Below are 19,945 nucleotides of genomic sequence, written 5' to 3' on the forward strand. Positions count from 1 at the left end.
GATGATGGGTGTGTGACGAGCAGGAAGCCGCGGTTTGTGGATCCGCTGTCGTGGGATGCGACGGTGGAGGAGCGGTGGGTGCTGTCGAATGTGCGGGAGACGTTGACGGGTTTCCGGCGGGCGGTGGCGTCGGCTGCGGCGGCGGAGGTGCAGGCGTTCGCGGTGGCGGCGCGGGTGGCGCGGGCGCAGATGGAGCGGTCGGGGTCGGATTCGGAGTTCGCGTTCCCGTGGCGGGCGGTCGCGGCTGAGCTCGCGGTGGCGTTGCATGTGCCGGTGGGGGAGGTGGAGGCGCGGATGGCGGAGGCGGAGCTGCTGGAGGCGCGGTTGCCTCAGGTGCGGGCGGCGCTGTCGGCGGGGCGGATCACGCGCAAGCATGCGGATGTGATCCGGGAGGTCGCGCAGGGGCTGCCGGATGCGGTGCTGGGGGAGTTCCTGCGGCGGGTGCTGGGGTTCGCGGAGGAGGCCACGCCGCGGCAGCTGCGGGTGTTCGCGAACGAGCTGGCGGCGGTGCTGCATCCGGTTCCGGTGGCGGAGGGTCAGGCGGCGGCGCGGGAGAAGCGGGGAACGTGGACGCGGGCTCTGCCGGGTGGGCTGGGTGAGTTCGTGATGCGGGACGAGGCGTCGGTGATCGCGGCGGTCGCGGACCGGCTGGATCAGATGGCGCGTCTGGTCGAGGCCGATGAGCGCCGCGCGGACCGGGAAGCGCAGGCGGCGCGGCTGGCGCGGGATGCGGCGGATGCGGCGGTGGGGGTGACGAGGGACGGGTTGGGGTTCCGGGTGGATCGGGAGGGGAACCGGATCGACCAGGGCGCGGTGCGGGTGCCTGGCGGTGCCCCGGACCCGGTGGTGTCGGCGGTCGATCCGGAGCGGGCGGTGCGGGATGCGGGGCTGTTCTCGGGGCGGTGCGCGCCGGGGGAGCGGGAGGGGGCTCGGGAGGCGGAGCGGGTGCGGGTGACGCGCACGCAGCGGCGGGCGGATCTGGCGGGGAACCTGCTGCTGACGGGGGCGCCGACGGGGTATCCGATCGACGGGGATCCGGACCGGCTGGCGGGGGTGCGCGGGACGGTCGCGGTGACGGTGCCGGTGACGAGTCTGGTCGGGCTGGATGACGGGCCGGCGATGCTGGCGGGGTACGGGCCGGTCCCGGCGGAGACCGCCCGCCGGCTCGCGCGGTATGCGCCGGGGTGGGAGCGGATCTTCCAGAACCCCGACACCGGTGCTCTGCTGACGGTCGATCACTACCAGCCGACCGCGGCGATCCGTCGTCTGGTCGAGCTGCGCGACGAGAGCTGCCGGTTCCCGGGCTGCTCGCGCCCCGCCCCGGGGTGCGAGAAGGACCACGTCCGGGAGTACTCCCGCGGCGGGCCCACGAACGCGGAGAACCTCGAGGCCCTGTGCCGACCGCACCACTACCTGCGGCACCACACGCGATGGTCTCCGCGGGCGCTCGAGGACGGCGGCATCGAGTGGACCAGCCCGCTCGGGCACGTGTACGTCACCGAGCCCGAACCCCGAAAACGACACCACGCCATCCACGACCCCCAGCCCCCACCCGAACCCCCACCCTTCTGAGACAACCCAGCCCTCACCATCCGCCACGCGCGCCTTTGCGTGGGTAGCCCGGATCTGCTGTGCTGGGCGGATGGCGATCACCCTCATGCGACCCACGCTGGAGCTGTTCGACAGCTGGTCGGCCGCGATCGACGAGTTCGGCGGCGTGCATGTGGATGGGTCGGGGCTGACGCCGCCGACGTCGGGAGACCGGGCGACGTGCGAGAAGCTCGTCGCCAAGGCCGCGGAGATCGCGGACACCTCGCGCGTCCTCCCGGGCGGTCTCGTGCACAACGACCTCTACTGGATCGTCGACGGGGGCGAGGTCGTGGGCTTCGTGTCGTTCCGGCATGCTCTGAACGACTACCTGCGCCGGGTCGGCGGGCACATCGGCTATTCGGTCCGCCCCTCCCGCCGACGGCGTGGCTACGCGTCGCGGGGGCTCGCTCTCGCGCTCGAGCGGGCGCGCGAGATCGGCCTCGATCGGGTGATGCTCACGTGCGATGACGACAACGTGGGCTCCGCGCGGACGATCGAGGGCGCCGGGGGCGTGCTCGAGGATGTCTCGGACCAGTCGGCGCACGGCCATCCGCTGCTGCGCCGGTACTGGATCGAGCTGTAGGGCGGAGTCTTCCCGCCAACGAGAAGCCCCGGCGAACCGGGCCTTCACGAAGTGGCTCGGATGGGCGTCGATCCCGCCCATGGCTCGCGACTTATCAAGATTTCTGTCCGTCGTTGGACAGTTCCCCTCGCTGCGGACATGTACTGGGTATCGGCGGCCTGAAGGGACTCTCTGATGAATGACGGCGAACTCGGAACGCGGCTGCGTGAGGCGGCGCCGCGCGTGACCGTTCCTCTCGGCCTTTCCTCTCATCGTGAACGCATTCTCCAGGAGGCGCGGCAGCGGCGCGGGCACGGGCTGCGGCTGTGGTCGGCCGGCCTCGCGGCGTCTGCGCTCCTTGTCGGCGGTGGCTCGGTCGCGTTTGGCGGCGATGGCAATCTCACACCGTGGGGCTGGGTCGCAGACCAGGTCTTCTCTTTTGAGAGTGCCACTGGGTCGATCTGTGTTCAGGGCATCCGCGTCATGCGGGAAGGGTCGGGCGACGACGATCCACTCCTCGCCGAGGCGAAGGCATTCATCAGCGATCTCGACCTGGAGTCTCTCGATACGTCCCGAGCGGAAGAACGGATCCGCAGCGGCCGGGAACGTCTCGGCCGGGTGGTTTCGGACGGAGACATCAAGCAGCTGGCGATCCACGACGTCGTGGCGGACCTGCTCTGGGCGCACCTGGATGACCGAGCAGAGAACCTGGCCCCCGAGAAGGAGTTCTACCTGAGTTCGGTCACTGAGGCGTGCGAGTGATGGAGATGCGGCGCCTCAGACGGCACAAGGAGTTCGAAGCCATAATTCGCGACAACGAGGAAGACCTGCTCCGGTACTTCCAGCGGCGCATCCTGAACGGCGAAGATGCCGCTGAAGCGTTCGGCGAGCTGCTCCTGCAGGCCTGGAAGCTCCGGCGACGGATGCCGGTGGAACCGGTGCCGGCCCGCATGTGGCTGTTCGCCACCGCCCGTAACGTCATGCTCAACTCTCGGCGATCGCTCGCGCGTCGATCCGCGGCCGTGGCGCGCCTTGCGGATGAGATGCGTGCGAACGCCGTGGCAGAGAGGCAGGACGAAGGGTCGGTCGCGGTTCGTGCGGCTCTTGAGTCGTTGCCTGAGGAAGACGCGGAGTTGGTTCGTCTCGTCTATTGGGATGGGCTCCGCTCCCACGAGGCAGCCGCAGTACTCGGCATCAACCCGTCAACGGCGCGATCGAGGCTCTCGAAGTCGAGACAGCGGCTGCGCGTCGAACTTGGCCCGCCGGAAAGCTCCGCGGCGCTGTCCGGTGCGGCGCGCGATGGGCACCCGTTCCAGCGCTGAGCGCCACGAGACGGAGACAACGGCCGGGGGAGACTGGCCGGAGCAGCGCGTTTCGTCTCGCTCCGCTCGCTCAACGACCGGGGAGGAGCCGGCCCTCAACGCCCGGGGGCGGAACCCGCCCTCACCAGGGCAAAGCAAAACCCCCGCCATGTAGAAGCTAGGCGAGGGTTTCTGGGACCGTTGTAACGACGGTCCTTGTGGCTCCGACGGGCGTCGATCCCGTGACCTCACGATTTTCAGTCGTGCGCTCTACCAACTGAGCTACAGAGCCGAGCTGCAGATAACTGCCGCTTCCTAGACGAAAGGCCTTCTCGAAAGAAGGCCCGTCGCTTGGAGCGACCCTGACGGGACTTGAACCCGCGACCTCCGCCGTGACAGGGCGGCACGCTAACCAACTGCGCTACAGGGCCATGAATGTGCTTTCGCACACGATTTTCAATTGTATCAGCTTGAGTGACCCCAACGGGATTCGAACCCGTGCTACCGCCGTGAAAGGGCGGCGTCCTAGGCCGCTAAACGATGGGGCCGCGGTGTGAACCCGGGGCTCACGCTTGCCGACGATCAAGCATACGCAGACGCTCTCCGAAAATCCAAACCGCGCCCGCGCGCCGGGCGTGCCGCGCCGCCGATCCGGGTGAGGATGGCTCTGTTCCGCGCCCCGAAGCGGATCTTTCATAGTGCCAGAAGTGAACGATGTTGCTACTGTTGCGGATGTGATTGGCCGGAGAAGGGTGTGATGGAAGCCGAGCAGAATCTCGCGGAAGAGTGCGGCTGTGCGCCCACCGCCGCTGAGCGACGCATTCTCTGGAACCCCATCTCGCGGCGCAACGCCCTCGTGATGGGCGCGCTCGGCGTCGCCGCCATCGGCGCGGCGACCGCCACGAGCCCCTTCGGCCCCGGTGTCTCCGGCGCGTTCGCCGCGTCGTACAACCCCGACGACTACCCCTCGTGGGAGGACGTCGAGGCAGCCCGCAACAACGAGGCCGCCAAGGCGGCCGAGGTGCAGCGCATCGAGGGCCTCATCGCCGGTCTCAAGCAGCGCGTCGCCGAGACCCAGGCGGCCGCGAAGGCCGCGGCGGACGCCTACTACGCCGCACAGCAGGCCTTCTACGAGGCGGCCTACCGCGCCGACGAGCTCCAGAAGCAGGCTGACGAGCAGGCTGAGAAAGCCGATGCCGCCGCGCTGACCGCGGCCCGCCTCGCCGCGCAGCTCTCGCGCTCGGGCGGAGACGACACCTCGCTCGAGCTCCTCTTCGCCGGCTCGGCGGAGAACGCCGACCAGCTCCTCACGCAGCTCGGCCAGATGGACAAGCTCATCGAGCGCAACGAGTCCGTCTACGCCGAGGCCGCGTCGGCACGCGACTCCGCGCAGTCCCTGAGCGATCAGGCCGAGGTGGCCCGCGCCGAGCGCGACCGCCTGCAGAAGATCGCCGAGGAGAAGATGGTCGCCGCCCAGGAGGCGCAGCAGGCCGCCGAGGCCGCGCTCGCCGACCAGGAGGAGAACCTCATCACCCTCGAGGCGCAACTCGCGGCCCTCAAGGACACGACGAGCAAGACCGTCCAGGAGTACCAGGAGGGCGTCGAGGCCAAGCGGAAGTACGAGGAGCAGCTCCGCCGCGAGGCCGAGGAGCGCGCCCGCAAGGAGGCCGAGCGGCAGCGCGAGCTCCTCCGCCAGCAGCAGCTCGAGCAGCAGCGCCAGCTCGAGCAGCAGCAGCAACAGCAGCAGAACAGCGGCGGTGGCGGCGGCGGTGGAGGCGGCGGCCAGCAGGCACCCGCCGACAACGGCGGCGGGGGCGGCACGACCCAGCCCGGAACGGGCGGATGGGTGCGCCCCAACAACGGCACGCGCACGTCGGGCTACGGCCCGCGCTACCAGATCTGCGGCTCGAGCTACTGCTCGTCGTCCTTCCACGCGGGGGTCGACCTCGCCGCCGGCTGCGGCGCGGGCATCTACGCGGCGCACTCGGGCACGGTCGTCTACGCGGGCTACAACGGCGGCTACGGCAACTACATCCACATCGACAACGGCGACGGCACGGGCACGGGGTACGCCCACATCGTCGACGGCGGCGTCCTCGTCGGCTACGGACAGTGGGTCGAGGCCGGCCAGCTCATCGCGCTCGAGGGCAACACGGGCAACTCGTTCGGCTGCCACCTCCACTTCGAGGTCTACGTCAACGGCGCGACGGTGAACCCGATCGACTTCATGGCGGCGCGCGGCATCTGGGTCTGACCGCCGGATACGCGAAGGGCGCCTGCCGGTCGGCAGGCGCCCTTCGCGTATCCGCAGCGCGGGATCAGGAGCGGGAGTCGGGCAGCTCGCCCTCGCCCTGCGTGCGCGTCTGGCCCTCGTGCTCCTCGAAGCGCTCGAACGCCTCCTTGACGAGGCGCTCGGCCTCGGCGGCGTTCGCCCACTCGTCGACCTTGACCCACTTGTTGGGCTCGAGGTCCTTGTAGTGCTCGAAGAAGTGCTCGATCTCCTTGCGGGTGTACTCCGGGAGGTCGTCGACGTCCTGGATGTGGTCCCAGCGCGGGTCCTTCGCGAGCACGGCCACGACCTTGTCGTCGCCACCGGCCTCGTCGCTCATCTTGAGCACGGCCACGGGGCGGACCTTGGCGCTCACGCCCGGGTAGATCGCGTGGTCGAGCAGCACGAGCACGTCGAGCGGGTCGCCGTCCTCGCCGAGGGTGTTGTCGAAGAACCCGTAGTCGGTCGGGTAGCCGAAGGTCGTGTAGAGCACGCGGTCGAGGTACACGCGCCCCGTGCCGTGGTCGACCTCGTACTTCACGCGGCTGCCGCGCGGGATCTCGATGACTGCGTCGTACGCGCCCATGCGAGTGGTGTCCTCTCGTAAGGAAATCTGACGTCAGCAAGCGTAGCCGCGCCCGCGAGCCGCGACGAAGCGGGGTGCGCGAGGAGGGCGATCCGCCGCGGGCGGACTACCGTTGACGCGTGCTCGATCCCGCCATCGCCGCCGTCCGCCTCGCCGTGCGCACCGCGCTCGCTCCGCTGGAGGGGTCGGCCGCGACCGTCCTCGTCGCCCTGTCCGGCGGCGCCGACTCGCTCGCGCTCGCAGCGGCCGCCGCCTTCGAGGCCCCGCGGCTCGGCCTCCGCGTCGCGAGCGTCACGGTCGACCACGGGCTGCAGGAGGGGTCGGCGGAGGTCGCCGCGCGAGCCGCCGAGCAGGCGCGGATGGCCGGAGTGACGGATGCCCGGATCGTGCGCGTCGAGGTGGGCGCGGAGGGCGGCCCCGAGGCCGCGGCCCGCACGGCGCGCTACGCGGCCCTGCGCGAGGCTGCGGCGGAAACCGGCGCCGTCGCCGTGCTCCTCGGCCACACCCTCGACGACCAGGCCGAGACCGTCCTCCTCGGGCTCGCGCGCGGCGCGGGCGCCGGGAGCCTCGCGGGCATGGCGCCGCGCCGCGACGAGCGCGGACTGGCCTGGATCCGCCCGCTCCTGGCCATCCGACGCGAGCAGACCCACGGCTTCTGCGAGGCCTCGGGGCTCGAGCCGTGGCACGATCCGCACAACGCCGACGCGCGCTTCTCCCGCGTGCGGGTGCGGCGCGCGGTCCTCCCCGTGCTCGAGGCCGAGCTGGGCCCCGGCGTCGCGCTCGCGCTCGCCCGGACGGCCGAGCAGCTGCGGGAGGACAACGAGGCCTTCGCCGAGATGATCGACGAGACGATCGAGGACATCGTCGAGCACATCGAGGCGGGCATCGCGATCTCGGTGCCCGCGCTCGTCGCCAACCCGCCCGCGCTCCGGCACCGGATCATCCGCCACGTCGCGCAGAGCGAGTTCGGCGCGAGCCTCACGCGCACGCAGACCCTCGAGGTCGCGCGGCTCGTCTCCGACTGGCAGGGCCAGGGGCCGATCGACCTCCCGGGCTTCGTCGCCGACCGGCGCGGAGCGCTCATCGCGTTCACGGCCCGCAGCACGGAGCAGGGGAGCGCGGGGTGAGCGGACCGCGCGACATCGAGCCCCTCCCGGTCGGGCCGGCGCTCGCGTTCGCGGCAGGCCTCGCGCGGACGACGGGCGGGGCCTTCGTCGCCTCAGGGATCGTCTTCGTCGTCGTGCTCGTCACGGGCATCATCGGCGAGGAGGCGTACTCCCTCCCGTCGGTGTTCGACGCGATGCTCCGCGCGCTCATGGGCGGCGTCCTCGTCGTCACGGGCGCCGCGCTCCTCGTCGAGCTGCTCCGCGGCATCGCCGAGCGGAGGATGCGGCTGCGCGCGGCCGAGCGCCGGCACGCCCAGCCGACCGCGCCGCGCGTGCCGGTCGTCGAGGCGCGGCGCCTCCGCGAGGATCCGTACGGCGGCATCATGGTGCTCGCCTGGTTCGCCGTCGTCCTCGGCCCCGTCACGGCGCTCGTCGACCTCGTCTCGGGCTTCGACTACGACGGCATCGCCCTGCTCGCCGGAGTGGGGATCACCCTCGCCGCCGTCGGGCTCTTCGCGCTGCGCGGCTGGCTCGGCCGGCGCTGGGAAGCGCGGGTGAAGCGCCTGCCGGGGCCCGGCGGCGGCGCGCGGATGGCCCATCCGCGGCCCGCGGGCGCGAAGCGGCGCGAAGGACGGTGGGCCGCTGCGGGCTTCGCGCTGCAGCTCGGCGCCTACGTGTTCTTCGCCGGCGTTCTGCTGCGTCAGCCGTGCCGCGACTGCGACCCCGTCGACTACGGCGGCGGCCCGATCGAGGGCGTCATCGATGCGCTGGTGAGCGTCGGCGGGGTGCTGATCCTCATCCCGATCGCCCTCCTGCTGCTCTCGACGGTCCCGTTCCTCGTCCGCACCGCGGTCCTCGAGGGGCGGACGCTCCGGGCCGCGCGCGAGGGCGCCCTCTCGCCATCCGCGGACGTCGACGCGCAGCTGACCGGAGCCGGCGCGCTCTCGCACCTCGCGTCGGGCCTCACCGTGATCGGCTTCCTGCTCGTCATCCTCGGCGCGACCCCGTGGACCGTGCTCGCGAACGACTCGGCGGGCGACGACGACATCGCGGCGCTCGCGGCCTTCCAGCCGCTCCTCGCCCCCGGCTGGGCGCTCATCGCCGCCGGGCTCGCGGCGGGCATCGCCGGGGTCGTCGAGACACGTGCGCGGAGGGCCGCGATCCACCGCGCGCTCCTGCACTACGACGTCGGGGTCGCAGCGGAGGAGTCGTAGGATGGCCTCCATGCGTGCTGCCGACATCTCCGGTGACCTCGACCGCGTTCTCGTGACCGAGGAGGAGATCCAGGCCAAGCTCCGCGAGCTCGCCGCCCAGGTCGAGAAGGACTACGAGGGCAAGAAGCTCCTCCTCGTCGGCGTGCTCAAGGGCGCCGTCATGGTGATGGCCGACTTCATGCGCTGCCTCACGCGCGAGGTCGTCATGGACTGGATGGCGGTGTCGAGCTACGGCACGAGCACCAAGTCGAGCGGCGTCGTGCAGATCCGGAAGGACCTCGACACCGACCTCGAGGGCTACCACGTGCTCATCGTCGAGGACATCATCGACTCCGGCCTCACCCTCAGCTGGCTGCTCAGCAACTTCGCCTCGCGCGGCGCCGAGTCGATCGAGGTGCTCGCCCTCCTGCGCAAGCCCGACGCGGCCAAGGTCGAGATCGACTGCCGCTACCTCGGGTTCGACATCCCCAACGAGTTCGTCGTCGGCTACGGCCTCGACTACGCCGAGCACTACCGCAACCTGCGCGACGTCGCCGTGCTCGCGCCGCACGTCTACGCCTGACGTACGCCGTGGGCGAATCCCAGTCGGCGCATAGACGCGCCGGGGTAGCCTGAGACGACTACGCGCTCGTCGCGTCGACGGGAGGAAGTCACCCCAGGTATGGACGTCAAGAAGCTCACTCGCAACCCGCTGATCTACATCCTGCTGGTCGGCGTGCTGCTGATCGTCGGGTTCTCGCTCGTGTCCAACCTGGGCGCCCCGCGCCAGGTGTCCACGCAGGAGGGGCTCGAGCTGCTGGACGGCGACACCGTCAGCAAGGTGCTCATCACGGATGGCGACCAGCGCGTCGACATGACCCTCACGAAGGCCTACGAGGGCGCCACGGACGTGCAGTTCTACTACGTCTCGGCGCGTGCCGAGGAGGTCGTCGACGCCGTCGAGGCGGCGGCTCCCGCCGACGGCTACGACGACGCCGTGCCGCGCGCGACGATCTGGGACAGCCTGCTGTCGCTGGCCATCCCGATCCTCCTGCTCGGCCTGCTCTTCTGGTTCCTCATGTCGAGCGCCCAGGGCGGCGGTCGCGGCGTCATGCAGTTCGGCAAGTCGCGCGCGAAGCTCATGAGCAAGGAGCACCCCGACGTCACGTTCGGCGACGTCGCGGGAGCCGACGAGGCCATCGAGGAGCTCCAGGAGATCAAGGAGTTCCTCAAGGACCCGGCGCGCTTCCAGGCGGTGGGCGCGCGCATCCCGAAGGGCGTGCTGCTGTACGGCCCTCCCGGCACCGGCAAGACGCTGCTCGCGCGCGCGGTCGCGGGCGAGGCGGGCGTGCCGTTCTACTCGATCTCGGGCTCGGACTTCGTCGAGATGTTCGTCGGCGTCGGCGCGAGCCGCGTGCGCGACCTCTTCAACCAGGCCAAGGAGAACTCGCCGGCGATCATCTTCATCGACGAGATCGACGCCGTCGGCCGGCACCGCGGCGCCGGCATGGGCGGAGGCCACGACGAGCGCGAGCAGACGCTCAACCAGATGCTCGTCGAGATGGACGGCTTCGACCCCAAGGTCAACGTCATCGTCATCGCGGCGACGAACCGCCCCGACATCCTCGACCCGGCCCTGCTGCGCCCCGGCCGCTTCGACCGCCAGATCGGCGTGGACGCGCCCGACCTCAAGGGCCGCCTGCGGATCCTCCAGGTGCACAGCCGCGGCAAGCCGCTCGCCGACAACGTCGACCTCGAGGTCGTCGCGCGCAAGACGCCCGGCTTCACGGGCGCCGACCTCGCGAACGTGCTCAACGAGGCGGCCCTCCTCACGGCGCGCTCGAACGCCCAGCTCATCGACGACCGCGCGATGGACGAGGCGATCGACCGCGTCATCGCGGGCCCCCAGCGCCGCACGCGCGTCATGAAGGACAAGGAGAAGCTCATCACGGCGTACCACGAGGGCGGCCACGCTCTCGCCGCGGCGGCGATGAACCACTCCGACCCCGTCACGAAGATCACGATCCTGCCGCGCGGCAAGGCCCTCGGCTACACGATGGTGCTGCCCCTCGAGGACAAGTACTCCGTGACGCGCAACGAGCTCCAGGACCAGCTCGCGTACGCCATGGGCGGCCGCGTCGCCGAGGAGATCGTCTTCCACGACCCCACGACCGGCGCGTCCAACGACATCGAGAAGGCGACGAGCATCGCCCGCAAGATGGTCACGGAGTACGGCATGACGACCGCCGTCGGCCCCGTCAAGCTCGGCAGCGGCAGCGGCGAGGTCTTCATGGGCCGCGACATGGGCCACGGTCGCGACTACTCGGAGCGCATCGCCGAGCACATCGACGAGGAGGTGCGCGCGCTCATCGAGCTCGCGCACAACGAGGCGTACGAGGTGCTCAACGCGAACCGCGACATCCTCGACAAGCTCGCCCTGGCCCTCCTCGAGCACGAGACGCTCGATCACGTCCAGATCGAGGAGATCTTCAAGGACATCAAGAAGCTGCCCGAGCGCCCCCAGTGGCTCTCGTCGAGCGATCGACCGGTGTCGGCGCTGCCGCCCATCGACGTCCCGCGCAAGCGCCAGCACGACGGGATCGCCGCGTCGACGACGGCCGAGAGTTCGTCGTCGCAGCCCGCGACCCGGCCGGCGTCCGGTCACGCGCGGCCCGCGACGGCCTGAGGACGCGACGCGTGACCGTCGATCGGGAGCGCGTCGCGGCGCTCACCCGCGAGCTGCTCGTCGCGATCGGGGAGGACCCCGATCGCGCGGGTCTGCGGCAGACGCCGCAGCGCGTCGCCGACGCGTACGCGGAGTTCTTCGCGGGCGTGGGCCAGGACGCTGCCGAGCCCCTCGCGCACACCATCAGCGTCAGCCGCGGCCCCGCGCCGGACACGCTCCCGTCGGGCGCGGTCCTGCTCCGGGGCGTGCGCTTCCGCTCGGTCTGCGAGCACCACCTGCTGCCGTTCATCGGGCACGCCCACATCGCCTACCTCCCCGGTGAGCAGGTGGTCGGCCTCGGCGCGCTGCCGAAGGTCGTCGACGTGCTCGCCGCGCGCCCGCAGGTGCAGGAGCGGCTCGGCGAGCAGATCGCCGACACGATCGCGGGCTCGCTCGACACCCGCGGCGTCGTCGTCGTGCTCGACGCCGTCCACCAGTGCGTGACGATGCGCGGCGGCCGTCAGAGCGACAGCTCGACGGTGACGGTGGCGGCCCGCGGAGAGCTCGCCGAGCCCGCGGCGCGGGGCGAGATCGTGTCGCTCATCGCGCTCGGGGGCGGAATCGCCCACGAGGACCTCGCATGACCTCCATCTGGGGCATCGTCAACGTCACGCCGGACTCGTTCTCGGATGGCGGCGCCCACTACGCGGCCGACGACGCGATCGCGCACGGCCGGCTTCTGCGCGAGGGCGGCGCGACCGTGCTCGACGTCGGCGGCGAGTCGACCCGTCCCGGCGCGGAGCCGGTGGGCGCGGAGGTCGAGATCGCGCGCATCCTGCCCGTCATCCGCACCCTCGCGGCCGACGGCGCCACCGTGAGCGTCGACACCTACCGCGCCGCCACCGCCGAGGCCGCGATCGACGCAGGGGCCGCGATCGTCAACGACGTCTCGGGCGGCCTGGCCGATCCGGCGATCCTCGATGTCGTCGCCGAGCGGGGCGTCGACATCGCCCTCGGCCACTGGCGCGGCCCGTCATCCGACATGTACGCGCAGGCGACCTACACGCACGTCGGCCGCGAGGTCGCCGACGAGCTCTCGGCGCGCGCGGAGGCCGCGATCGCCGCGGGCGTCGCGCGCGAGCGGGTCATCCTCGACCCGGGCATCGGGTTCGCGAAGCGCGGCGAGCAGAACTGGGCGCTCCTGCGCGAGCTCGACGCGATCGTCGGCCTCGGGTACCGGGTGCTCGTCGGGACATCGCGCAAGCGGTTCCTCGCCTCGGCGCTCGGCGAGGAGGCGACCATCGAGCGGCGGGATCTCGCGACCGCGGTCACGAGCGTGCTCGCCGTGCAGGCCGGTGCGTGGGGCGTGCGCGTGCACGACGCGGCGGCGACCCGCGACGCGCTCGCGGTGGCACGGGAATGGAAGGGCTGAGGGCATGAACCCGTTCGACATGATCGAGCTCCGCGGGCTCACCGCGTTCGGGCGCCACGGCGTCTACGAGGCCGAGCGCGCGGAGGGGCAGGACTTCACCGTCGACCTGCGGCTGCACGTCGACACCGCCCGTGCCGCCGAGACCGACGACATCGCCGACACCGTGCACTACGGCGAGCTCGCCGAGAAGGTCGTCGCGATCGTCGAGGGCGAGCCCGTCGATCTCATCGAGACGCTCGCGCACCGCATCGCCGACGCGGTGCTCGAGGACGAGCGCGTGCACGGCGTCCTCGTCACCGTGCACAAGCCGCACGCGCCCATCCGCGCGCGCTTCTCGGATGTCTCGGTCACGGTGCACCGCCTGCGTCAGGAGCGCGCATGACCGCCGGCCGCCGCCCTGACCCGCCGCTGCGTCCCCTCGCGGCGCCGCCCGCGCCCCGACGCCGAGAGCCCGTGACCGCCGTCGTCGCGCTCGGCGCGAACCTCGGCGACCGCGCGGCCACCCTCGACGCGGCCGTGCGCGAGCTCGAGCGGCTGCCGCTTACGGATCGGGTGGTCTGCTCCTCCGCCCACGAGTCCGTCGCGGTCACGCTGGACGGCCCCGACGCCGAGGCGCCGGCGTACCTCAACGCGGTGGCCCTCGTGACGACGCGCCTCGCGCCGAGCGTGCTCCTCGGCTTCCTGCACGCGATCGAGGAGCGGCACGGGCGTGTGCGCCGCGAGCGCTGGGGCGACCGGACACTCGACCTCGACCTCGTGGCCTACGGCGACGTCGTCTCCGACGACCCGCGGCTCACCATCCCGCACCCGCGGGCAGCCGAGCGCGACTTCGTGCTCGGCCCGTGGCTCGAGGCCGACCCCGACGCCGAGCTCCCGCGCGCCGGACGCGTCGACGCTCTCCTCGCGCGACTCCGCGGAGCCGCGCCGTGAGGCGGACGAGCCTCCTCGCGCTCCTCGTCGCCGCCCTGCTGGGCGGAGGCGGCGGCTTCCTGCTCGACCACCTCCTCACCTCGTCGGGGCGCTCGACCTTCGCGCCCTCGCTCATGCTGCCCGTGCTCCTCGTGCTCCTGGGTGCCCTGTGCCTCGCGCTCGCGTGGCCCGTGCGCCGCTCGGTGCGCGACCCCGACGCACCGCGCATCGACCCGTTCCGCGCACTGCGGATCGCGATGCTCTCGAAGTCGGCGAGCATCGTGGGGGCCGCCGTCACGGGCGCGGCGCTCGGCCTCCTCCTGTACGGCGCGACGCGCCCTGTGGCCCCCGCGCTAGGGTCGTTGGGGACGACCATCGCGAGCGCGATCGCGGGCGCACTGCTCGTGGGCGCGGCGCTGCTCGCAGAGCATTTCTGCACGCTGCCGAAGGATCCAGATGAGCGACAGCCCGACGACACCCCAGCCGGACTCGAACCAGACTGACCCCCAGACCCCGGCCCCGCTCACGCGCGCCGAGGCGCGCGCGGCCGCAGCCGTGCCATCCGCGCCCGCACCGGACGCAGCCCTGCCATCCGCGCCCGCGCCGGAGGCACCCGCTGGACCCGCACAGCCCGAGGTGCTCGACGCCGGCACCTTCACCGCGATCCGCGAGCCCCGCGGCGCCGGCCGACTCGCTCTCGACGGGGCGTGGCATCAGATCTCGCCCAAGTACGTCGTGTCTCAGCTCGTGCAGAACGCGATCTTCCTCGCGATCGTGTGGGCCGCGGCCTTCGTCGTGGCCGAGGTGGCGCGCCTGGGCATGTGGGCGTGGATCGTCGCGGGCGCGATCACGGTCGTCACGCTCCTGACCCTGATCGTGCTGCCGCGGCAGGCGCGCGCGCTCGGGTACATGCTGCGCGATGACGACATCGTGTTCCGCAAGGGCATCCTGTGGCAGCGGATGGTCGCGGTGCCCTACGGCCGCATGCAGCTCGTCGACATCACGCACGGGCCCATGGACCGGGCGTTCGGCATCGCCAAGCTCAAGATGGTGACCGCCGCCGCGACCACGGGCGTGGAGATCCCCGGGATCAGCCAGGCGGCGGCCGAGGCGCTGCGCGACACGCTCATCGAGGTCGCCGAGACCCGCAGGACCGGGCTGTGACCGGTCAGCCTCCCACCGCGGCGGAGGCGGCCGAGGCGCCCGTCCTGCCCGGCGGCGGTTCGTCGTCGCTCGCCGACGGCGCCTGGCACCGGCTCCACCCGCTCACGCCCCTGTTCAAGGGCGGGCTCGTGCTGCTCATCGTCGCGGGCATCGCGATCGGGAATGCGCGCGACCGGATCATCTTCTGGGTCGTCTCCCTCTTCACCCCCGAGGAGGCGCACGTCGAGGACTACGCGGGAGGGGACCCCTTCGACTGGGTGCTCGCGAACAACCTCATCCTCGTGGCGCTCCTCGCCCTCGTGGGCGTGCTCGCGGTGCTCGTCCTCGCGTTCTGGCTCGTCTGGCGGTTCCAGCAGTTCCGGATCACCGACGAGCACGTCGAGGTGCGCAAGGGCATCGTCTTCCGCTCGCACCGGCGGGCCCCGCTCGACCGCGTGCAGGGCGTGAACCTCACGCGCCCGTTCCCCGCGCGCCTCATCGGGATGGCCAAGCTCGAGGTCGTCGGCGCGGGCACCGACGCGAACGTCGCCCTCGAGTACCTCGCCACCCCGCGCGCGGAGGCCGTGCGCGCCGACATCCTCCGCCTCGCCTCGGGAGCGCGGGCCGCGCGGGAGGCTGCGCGCACCGGGCAGCCGGCGCCGCGCACCAGTGCGCACGGACAGCTCGTCGGGCACCTCAACGACGGCGTGAGCGGCCTGATCGAGGGGGTCGACCTCTCCGACGTCGCGCCCGAGAGCGTCGTCAAGATCCCTACGGGCCGCCTCATCGGCTCGCAGGTGATCAGCGGCGTGCTGTGGCTGGTGTTCTTCGGCCTCCTGTTCGCCGTCGTCATGGCCTTCCTGCTCCCGATCGCCCTGGCCGACGGCGAGGGGCTCATCGTGCTCCTCGGCGCGGGCCTCGGCACCGGCATCCCGCTCGTCCTCACGGCGGTCGCGATCACGTGGGCGCAGATCTCGAAGTCGCTGCGCTACGCGATCGCCCCGACGCCCGACGGCGTCCGCATCACCTACGGCCTGCTCACCACGGTCACCGAGACGCTCCCGCCGGGCCGCATCTTCGCGGTCGAGGTCTCGCAGTCGCTCCTGTGGCGGCCGTTCGGATGGTGGACCATCAAGATCAACCGGATGTCCGGCAAGAGCGCGGCGCAGCAGCAGTCCGGCAGCGCGCAGCAGTTCAACGTCGTCCTGCCGGTCGGCAAGCGCGCCGACGTCGAGCGCGTGCTCGCGCTCATCCTCCCCGACGCCCCGGTCGAGGATCTCCCGCTCGTCTGGGAGCACGGCATCCTCGGCCCCGTCGAGGGCGACCCGTACCGCACGATGCCCGCGCGCGCCTGGTGGCGCCGCCCGGTCTCGTGGCGACGCCACGGATACGCGATCACCGACTTCGGCCTCCTGCTGCGGCGCGGGCGCGTCTGGCGCAAGCTCGCGATCTTCCCCCTCGCGCGGCTCCAGGGCGTCTCGATCGCGCAGGGCCCCGTCGACCGCCTGCAGCGCGTCGCATGGGGGCAGGCGCACACGGTCGCCGGGCCCATCTCCGGCCAGGTCGTCGGCCTCGAGCGCGACGACGCCATCGCGCTCCTGCAGCGCGCGAGCCGCGGGGCGGTCGAGGCGGCGTCGCGCGATCACACGCATCGCTGGGGCGAGAGGTAGGGGCGTGCGACGCGACGGACGTCTGGGGGTCGGCATCATCGGGGCCGGTCGGGTCGGCCCCGTGATCGGCGCCGCGCTCGCGGGCGCGGGGCACGCCATCACCGGCATCACCGGCGGATCCGACGACGATCGCGCGTCGGCCGTGCTGCCCGATGTGCCGGTGCTCGACCCGCTCGAGGTGGTGCGACGGTCGGAGCTCGTGGTCCTGGCCGTTCCGCGCGCGGAGCTGCCCGGCCTCGTGCAGGGGCTCGCCGACATCGGCGCGTGGCAGATGGGGCAGCTCGTCCTGCACACGGACGCGTCGTTCGGCATCGAGGTGCTCCGCCCCGCGGCCGAGAAGGGCGCCATCCCGCTCGCCGTGCATCCCGCGATGGCGTTCACCGGGACGACGATCGACCTCCGTCAGCTCGCCGCCTCGTACGCCGCCGTCACGGCGCCGCCCGCCGTGCTGCCGATCGCGCAGGCGCTCGCGGTCGAGCTCGGCTGCGAGCCCGTCGTCGTCGCGGAGGACGACCGGCCCGCCTACGCCGAGGCGATCGAGACGGCGTCGGCGTTCTCGCGTCAGATCGTGCACCAGGCCACGGGCCTGCTCCGGGGGATCGGCGTCGAGAACCCGGGCGGCTACCTCTCCGCGCTCGTGCGCTCGACGGTCGACCAGGCGCTCACCGAGGCGACCCCGGCCATCCCCGATCTGCCGCCCGAGGACTGAGCCCGCCCGCAGGGAGCGCCGAGGCCTGCTGACTAGACTTGACGGCAGACTTTCCTGAGGAGCTTTTGCATGTCTGAGACGCCCGCCGAGAACGCCCCCGAGACCGAGGAGGACGTGTTCGAGCAGAAGGCGGTGCGCCTCGCCAAGCGCGAGCGCCTGATCGCCGAGCGCGCCTCCGCCGCGGGCGGCGCCTACCCGGTCACCGTGCCCGTCACGACGACGATCCCGGCGCTGCGCGCGGAGTACGGCGACCTCGAGCCGGGCGCCGAGACGGGCGTGACCGCGGGCGTGGCCGGCCGCGTCGTGTTCAGCCGCAACACGGGCAAGCTCTGCTTCGCGAGCCTGCAGTCGGGCGATGGATCGCGGATCCAGGCGATGGTCTCCCTCGCGAACGTCGGCGACGAGTCGCTCGCGCGCTGGAAGGAGCTCGTCGACCTCGGCGACCACGTGTTCGTGACGGGCGAGGTCATCTCGAGTCGCCGCGGAGAGCTTTCGATCATGGTGACGGACTGGCAGATCGCCGCCAAGGCCGTGCTGCCGCTGCCGAACATGTACACGGAGCTCAGCGAGGAGAGCCGCGTCCGCAGCCGGTTCCTCGACCTCATCGTGCGGGATCAGGCGCGCACGACCGTGCGGGCACGCGCCAAGGTGAACGCGAGCCTGCGCGCCACCTTCGAGCAGCACGACTTCGTCGAGGTCGAGACGCCCATGCTGCAGGTGCAGCCGGGCGGCGCGACCGCGCGCCCGTTCATCACGCACTCGAACGCGTTCGACACCGAGCTGTACATGCGCATCGCGCCCGAGCTCTACCTCAAGCGCGCGGTCGTCGGCGGCATCGACCGGGTGTTCGAGATCAACCGCAACTTCCGGAACGAGGGCGCCGACTCGACCCACAGCCCCGAGTTCGCGATGCTCGAGGCGTACCAGGCGTACACCGACTACAACGGCATCGCCGACCTCACGCAGGAGCTCATCCAGAACGCCGCGATCGCGGTCGCCGGCGACACGAAGGTGACGTGGGCCGACGGCACCGAGTACGACCTCGGCGGGCAGTGGGACCGCGTGTCCATGTACCCCTCGCTCTCGGAGGCCGCGGGCGTGGAGATCACGCCCGAGACCTCGCTCGACGAGCTCGTGAAGCTCGCCGAGGCGAACGGCGTGGACGTGCCCCCGCACGCGACCCACGGCAAGCTCGTCGAGGAGCTCTGGGAGCACTTCGTCAAGCAGCACCTCACGCGCCCGACGTTCGTGATGGACTTCCCCGTCGACACGAGCCCCCTCGTCCGCGAGCACCGCACCACCCCCGGTGTCGTCGAGAAGTGGGACCTCTACGTGCGCGGCTTCGAGCTCGCGACCGGCTACTCCGAGCTCGTCGACCCGGTCATCCAGCGAGAGCGCTTCGTTGAGCAGGCGAAGCTCGCCGACCGCGGCGACGACGAGGCCATGCGCATCGACGAGGAGTTCCTCCGCGCGCTCGAGCACGGCATGCCGCCGACCGGCGGCATGGGCATGGGGATCGACCGCCTGCTCATGGCGATCACGGGGCTGGGCATCCGCGAGACCATCCTCTTCCCGCTCGTCAAGTAGCGTCACGGGCGCTCGAACGCCCACGGCGGCAGGTAGCTCGCCTCGAGCATCGACGCGATGATGCTCGCGAGGCCGTGCTCGGGGTCGATCTCGGCCACGAGGGCGACGTAGCGGGCCGCGTGCGTCGCCCGGCCGAGCGCCCAGCTCAGCCAGGCCGCCGCGACGAGCGGGCCCACGCGCGCCTCGCGGGGTGCGGCCGCCGCGAGCCTGCGGACGAGTTCGAGCGCGCGCTCGAGCCGGTCGGCGTCAGGTCGCGGGCCCTCGCCCATGAGGCGGACGGGTCCCGTCGGCTCGGCCCGGTTCCCCGCCCGCCAGCGCTCGTTGAAGGCCAGCGTCTCGTACCCCTCCTCGATGTCGGCGCTCCACTGCGAGAGCGCGACGTCGCGGAAGAACGGGCGGTTGAGCGCCCACGCGACCGCGCCGGCGAGGTACGGCTCGAGGGCCTCGACGTCCCATGCCAGGCTCTCCTCGAACACCTCGGGGATCTGCCCGAGGAGGCATGCCGTCGCGAGCGCGCGCGGATGGATGCCGGCGATGCCGCTCTCGTCGCCGTCGCTGCCGAGAGCCGCGCACGCGCGGTCGATCTCGGCGAGCGCGCGGCCCAGGCGCTCCTTCTCGTCGAGGTCGCATGCGGGCAGCTCGGCGCCGTCGCCCTGATCGGCCCGCACGGGTGTCGGCTCGACGCCCTCGGGCAGCGCTCCCTCGAACGCGATCTCGTCGAGGGGGCGCCCGTGCTCGGGCGAGGGATCGTCGAGGTACGAGCCCCAGCCGTCGGCCGCGACGCACAGCGCGTCGACGACCTCGACGCCGCAGTGGTCGGCGCGCTCGCGGAGGTAGCCCATGAACCCCTCGAACGCGATCGCGCCGTCTCGGTCGGCGAACGGGTCGTCGGTGTACACGACCGCAGCGAAGCGCCCGGCGTCGGGCAGGCGGCACACGATGCCGAGCGCGGTCGCGGCGACCTCTCCCCACGCCTCCTCGTCCTGCGGGAGGTCGAGCCGTGCGACGCCGGCGGTGCGGCCGTCGACGATGGGGACCACGACGAGGCTGAGGCGGGGCACGTAGCCGCACACGTGGGGGAGGACCGAGAGGAACTTCTGCGCGGATCGCGCGGGGATGATCGTCGTCATGCTCCGAGGCTCGCGCGCCGGGTGGCCGCGGACCCCGATCCGCCTGGTGCTGTGGAGGCCAGAGCGGAGCGCCGCGGTGCTGTGCACGCGGCG

20 protein-coding genes and 3 tRNA genes are annotated in these 19,945 nt (G+C 72.0%); 18 read left to right on the top strand and 5 right to left on the bottom strand.

Annotation, left to right across the window (positions count from 1 at the left end; all coding sequences use genetic code 11):
• The first annotated feature begins 36 nt into the window (after positions 1 to 36).
• The 4 genes from M1D46_RS04675 to M1D46_RS04690 all read left to right on the top strand — a co-directional run bounded on the left by M1D46_RS04675 (position 37) and on the right by M1D46_RS04690 (position 3,474).
• A complete protein-coding gene (locus M1D46_RS04675; protein ID WP_456286767.1) occupies positions 37 to 1,572 on the top strand; it encodes a DUF222 domain-containing protein in 1,536 nt (511 codons plus the stop codon).
• A 70-nt stretch (positions 1,573 to 1,642) separates the two neighbouring features.
• Positions 1,643 to 2,173 (top strand): GNAT family N-acetyltransferase, encoded by a 531-nt coding sequence (locus tag M1D46_RS04680; protein ID WP_324012721.1) that lies wholly within the window; start codon positions 1,643 to 1,645, stop codon positions 2,171 to 2,173.
• A gap of 174 nt (positions 2,174 to 2,347) precedes the next feature.
• The gene (locus M1D46_RS04685) at positions 2,348 to 2,914 is read left to right on the top strand and encodes a hypothetical protein (RefSeq protein ID WP_456286768.1); all 567 of its coding nucleotides are present in this window, start codon (positions 2,348 to 2,350) and stop codon (positions 2,912 to 2,914) included.
• Positions 2,914 to 3,474, top strand: a complete 561-nt coding sequence (locus M1D46_RS04690) for an RNA polymerase sigma factor (RefSeq protein WP_421076171.1) — start codon at positions 2,914 to 2,916, stop codon at positions 3,472 to 3,474. Before M1D46_RS04685 ends, M1D46_RS04690 begins: the two co-directional genes overlap by 1 nt.
• 198 nt (positions 3,475 to 3,672) lie before the next feature.
• Here the strand turns inward: M1D46_RS04690 and M1D46_RS04695 are convergent.
• From M1D46_RS04695 to M1D46_RS04705, 3 genes are all read right to left on the bottom strand, one after another.
• A tRNA-Phe gene (locus M1D46_RS04695) sits at positions 3,673 to 3,745 on the bottom strand.
• A 65-nt stretch (positions 3,746 to 3,810) separates the two neighbouring features.
• A tRNA-Asp gene (locus M1D46_RS04700) sits at positions 3,811 to 3,884 on the bottom strand.
• Between the two features lie 44 nt (positions 3,885 to 3,928).
• A tRNA-Glu gene (locus tag M1D46_RS04705) sits at positions 3,929 to 4,001 on the bottom strand.
• A gap of 209 nt (positions 4,002 to 4,210) precedes the next feature.
• Here M1D46_RS04705 and M1D46_RS04710 point away from each other — a divergent pair.
• Positions 4,211 to 5,707, top strand: a complete 1,497-nt coding sequence (locus M1D46_RS04710) for a peptidoglycan DD-metalloendopeptidase family protein (RefSeq protein ID WP_456286769.1) — start codon at positions 4,211 to 4,213, stop codon at positions 5,705 to 5,707.
• Between the two features lie 64 nt (positions 5,708 to 5,771).
• Here the strand turns inward: M1D46_RS04710 and M1D46_RS04715 are convergent, their stop codons facing one another.
• Positions 5,772 to 6,308, bottom strand: a complete 537-nt coding sequence (locus tag M1D46_RS04715; RefSeq protein WP_271174647.1) for an inorganic diphosphatase — start codon at positions 6,306 to 6,308, stop codon at positions 5,772 to 5,774.
• 119 nt (positions 6,309 to 6,427) lie between these two features.
• Here M1D46_RS04715 and tilS point away from each other — a divergent pair, with 119 nt between their 5' ends.
• The 13 genes from tilS to lysS all read left to right on the top strand — a co-directional run bounded on the left by tilS (position 6,428) and on the right by lysS (position 18,722).
• Positions 6,428 to 7,435 carry a tRNA lysidine(34) synthetase TilS gene (gene tilS, locus M1D46_RS04720; RefSeq protein ID WP_456286770.1) on the top strand — a complete coding sequence of 336 codons (1,008 nt, stop codon included), beginning with the start codon at positions 6,428 to 6,430 and terminating at the stop codon, positions 7,433 to 7,435.
• Complete coding sequence (locus M1D46_RS04725; RefSeq protein ID WP_456286771.1) at positions 7,432 to 8,628, top strand: hypothetical protein; 1,197 nt, start codon at positions 7,432 to 7,434, stop codon at positions 8,626 to 8,628. The genes tilS and M1D46_RS04725 overlap by 4 nt, the downstream gene beginning before the upstream one ends.
• 10 nt (positions 8,629 to 8,638) lie before the next feature.
• Positions 8,639 to 9,190 carry a hypoxanthine phosphoribosyltransferase gene (hpt, locus tag M1D46_RS04730; protein ID WP_271174690.1) on the top strand — a complete coding sequence of 184 codons (552 nt, stop codon included), beginning with the start codon at positions 8,639 to 8,641 and terminating at the stop codon, positions 9,188 to 9,190.
• A gap of 99 nt (positions 9,191 to 9,289) precedes the next feature.
• Entirely contained in the window at positions 9,290 to 11,293 is a 2,004-nt protein-coding gene (gene ftsH, locus M1D46_RS04735) for an ATP-dependent zinc metalloprotease FtsH (RefSeq protein WP_456286772.1), read from the top strand.
• 11 nt (positions 11,294 to 11,304) lie between these two features.
• On the top strand, positions 11,305 to 11,916 hold the full coding sequence (folE, locus tag M1D46_RS04740; RefSeq protein WP_271174651.1) for a GTP cyclohydrolase I: 612 nt from the start codon (positions 11,305 to 11,307) through the stop codon (positions 11,914 to 11,916).
• Complete coding sequence (gene folP, locus M1D46_RS04745; protein WP_456286773.1) at positions 11,913 to 12,704, top strand: dihydropteroate synthase; 792 nt, start codon at positions 11,913 to 11,915, stop codon at positions 12,702 to 12,704. The genes folE and folP overlap by 4 nt, the downstream gene beginning before the upstream one ends.
• A gap of 4 nt (positions 12,705 to 12,708) precedes the next feature.
• Positions 12,709 to 13,086, top strand: coding sequence for a dihydroneopterin aldolase (folB, locus tag M1D46_RS04750; protein WP_271174653.1), 378 nt, complete (start codon positions 12,709 to 12,711; stop codon positions 13,084 to 13,086).
• The gene (folK, locus tag M1D46_RS04755) at positions 13,083 to 13,634 is read left to right on the top strand and encodes a 2-amino-4-hydroxy-6-hydroxymethyldihydropteridine diphosphokinase (protein ID WP_456286774.1); all 552 of its coding nucleotides are present in this window, start codon (positions 13,083 to 13,085) and stop codon (positions 13,632 to 13,634) included. The genes folB and folK overlap by 4 nt, the downstream gene beginning before the upstream one ends.
• Positions 13,631 to 14,116, top strand: a complete 486-nt coding sequence (locus tag M1D46_RS04760; protein ID WP_271174655.1) for a DUF3180 domain-containing protein — start codon at positions 13,631 to 13,633, stop codon at positions 14,114 to 14,116. The genes folK and M1D46_RS04760 overlap by 4 nt, the downstream gene beginning before the upstream one ends.
• 52 nt (positions 14,117 to 14,168) lie before the next feature.
• Complete coding sequence (locus M1D46_RS04765) at positions 14,169 to 14,777, top strand: PH domain-containing protein (protein ID WP_456287153.1); 609 nt, start codon at positions 14,169 to 14,171, stop codon at positions 14,775 to 14,777.
• On the top strand, positions 14,774 to 16,426 hold the full coding sequence (locus M1D46_RS04770; RefSeq protein WP_456286775.1) for a PH domain-containing protein: 1,653 nt from the start codon (positions 14,774 to 14,776) through the stop codon (positions 16,424 to 16,426). The genes M1D46_RS04765 and M1D46_RS04770 overlap by 4 nt, the downstream gene beginning before the upstream one ends.
• A gap of 4 nt (positions 16,427 to 16,430) precedes the next feature.
• Positions 16,431 to 17,135: a DUF2520 domain-containing protein gene (locus M1D46_RS04775; RefSeq protein WP_271174657.1), complete on the top strand. Its 705-nt coding sequence runs from the start codon at positions 16,431 to 16,433 to the stop codon at positions 17,133 to 17,135.
• A gap of 69 nt (positions 17,136 to 17,204) precedes the next feature.
• Positions 17,205 to 18,722 carry a lysine--tRNA ligase gene (gene lysS / locus M1D46_RS04780; protein WP_324012702.1) on the top strand — a complete coding sequence of 506 codons (1,518 nt, stop codon included), beginning with the start codon at positions 17,205 to 17,207 and terminating at the stop codon, positions 18,720 to 18,722.
• Positions 18,723 to 18,724: 2 nt separating this feature from the next.
• Here the strand turns inward: lysS and M1D46_RS04785 are convergent, their stop codons facing one another.
• Entirely contained in the window at positions 18,725 to 19,852 is a 1,128-nt protein-coding gene (locus tag M1D46_RS04785) for a DUF4192 family protein (protein WP_456286776.1), read from the bottom strand.
• Positions 19,853 to 19,945 lie beyond the last annotated feature (93 nt).

The sequence above is a fragment of the Microbacterium sp. JZ70 genome, assembly GCF_053903225.1.

What these genes read in the sequence shown, in the direction of transcription:
- M1D46_RS04690 (WP_421076171.1), top strand. Translation starts at nt 2,914, where the DNA reads ATGGAGATGCGGCGCCTCAGACGGCACAAGGAGTTCGAAGCCATAATT.
- folK (WP_456286774.1), top strand. Translation starts at nt 13,083, where the DNA reads ATGACCGCCGGCCGCCGCCCTGACCCGCCGCTGCGTCCCCTCGCGGCG.
- ftsH (WP_456286772.1), top strand. Translation starts at nt 9,290, where the DNA reads ATGGACGTCAAGAAGCTCACTCGCAACCCGCTGATCTACATCCTGCTG.
- M1D46_RS04685 (WP_456286768.1), top strand. Translation starts at nt 2,348, where the DNA reads ATGAATGACGGCGAACTCGGAACGCGGCTGCGTGAGGCGGCGCCGCGC.
- M1D46_RS04710 (WP_456286769.1), top strand. Translation starts at nt 4,211, where the DNA reads ATGGAAGCCGAGCAGAATCTCGCGGAAGAGTGCGGCTGTGCGCCCACC.
- M1D46_RS04715 (WP_271174647.1), bottom strand. Translation starts at nt 6,308, where the DNA reads ATGGGCGCGTACGACGCAGTCATCGAGATCCCGCGCGGCAGCCGCGTG.
- hpt (WP_271174690.1), top strand. Translation starts at nt 8,639, where the DNA reads ATGCGTGCTGCCGACATCTCCGGTGACCTCGACCGCGTTCTCGTGACC.
- lysS (WP_324012702.1), top strand. Translation starts at nt 17,205, where the DNA reads ATGTCTGAGACGCCCGCCGAGAACGCCCCCGAGACCGAGGAGGACGTG.
- M1D46_RS04785 (WP_456286776.1), bottom strand. Translation starts at nt 19,852, where the DNA reads ATGACGACGATCATCCCCGCGCGATCCGCGCAGAAGTTCCTCTCGGTC.
- folP (WP_456286773.1), top strand. Translation starts at nt 11,913, where the DNA reads ATGACCTCCATCTGGGGCATCGTCAACGTCACGCCGGACTCGTTCTCG.
- M1D46_RS04680 (WP_324012721.1), top strand. Translation starts at nt 1,643, where the DNA reads ATGGCGATCACCCTCATGCGACCCACGCTGGAGCTGTTCGACAGCTGG.
- folB (WP_271174653.1), top strand. Translation starts at nt 12,709, where the DNA reads ATGAACCCGTTCGACATGATCGAGCTCCGCGGGCTCACCGCGTTCGGG.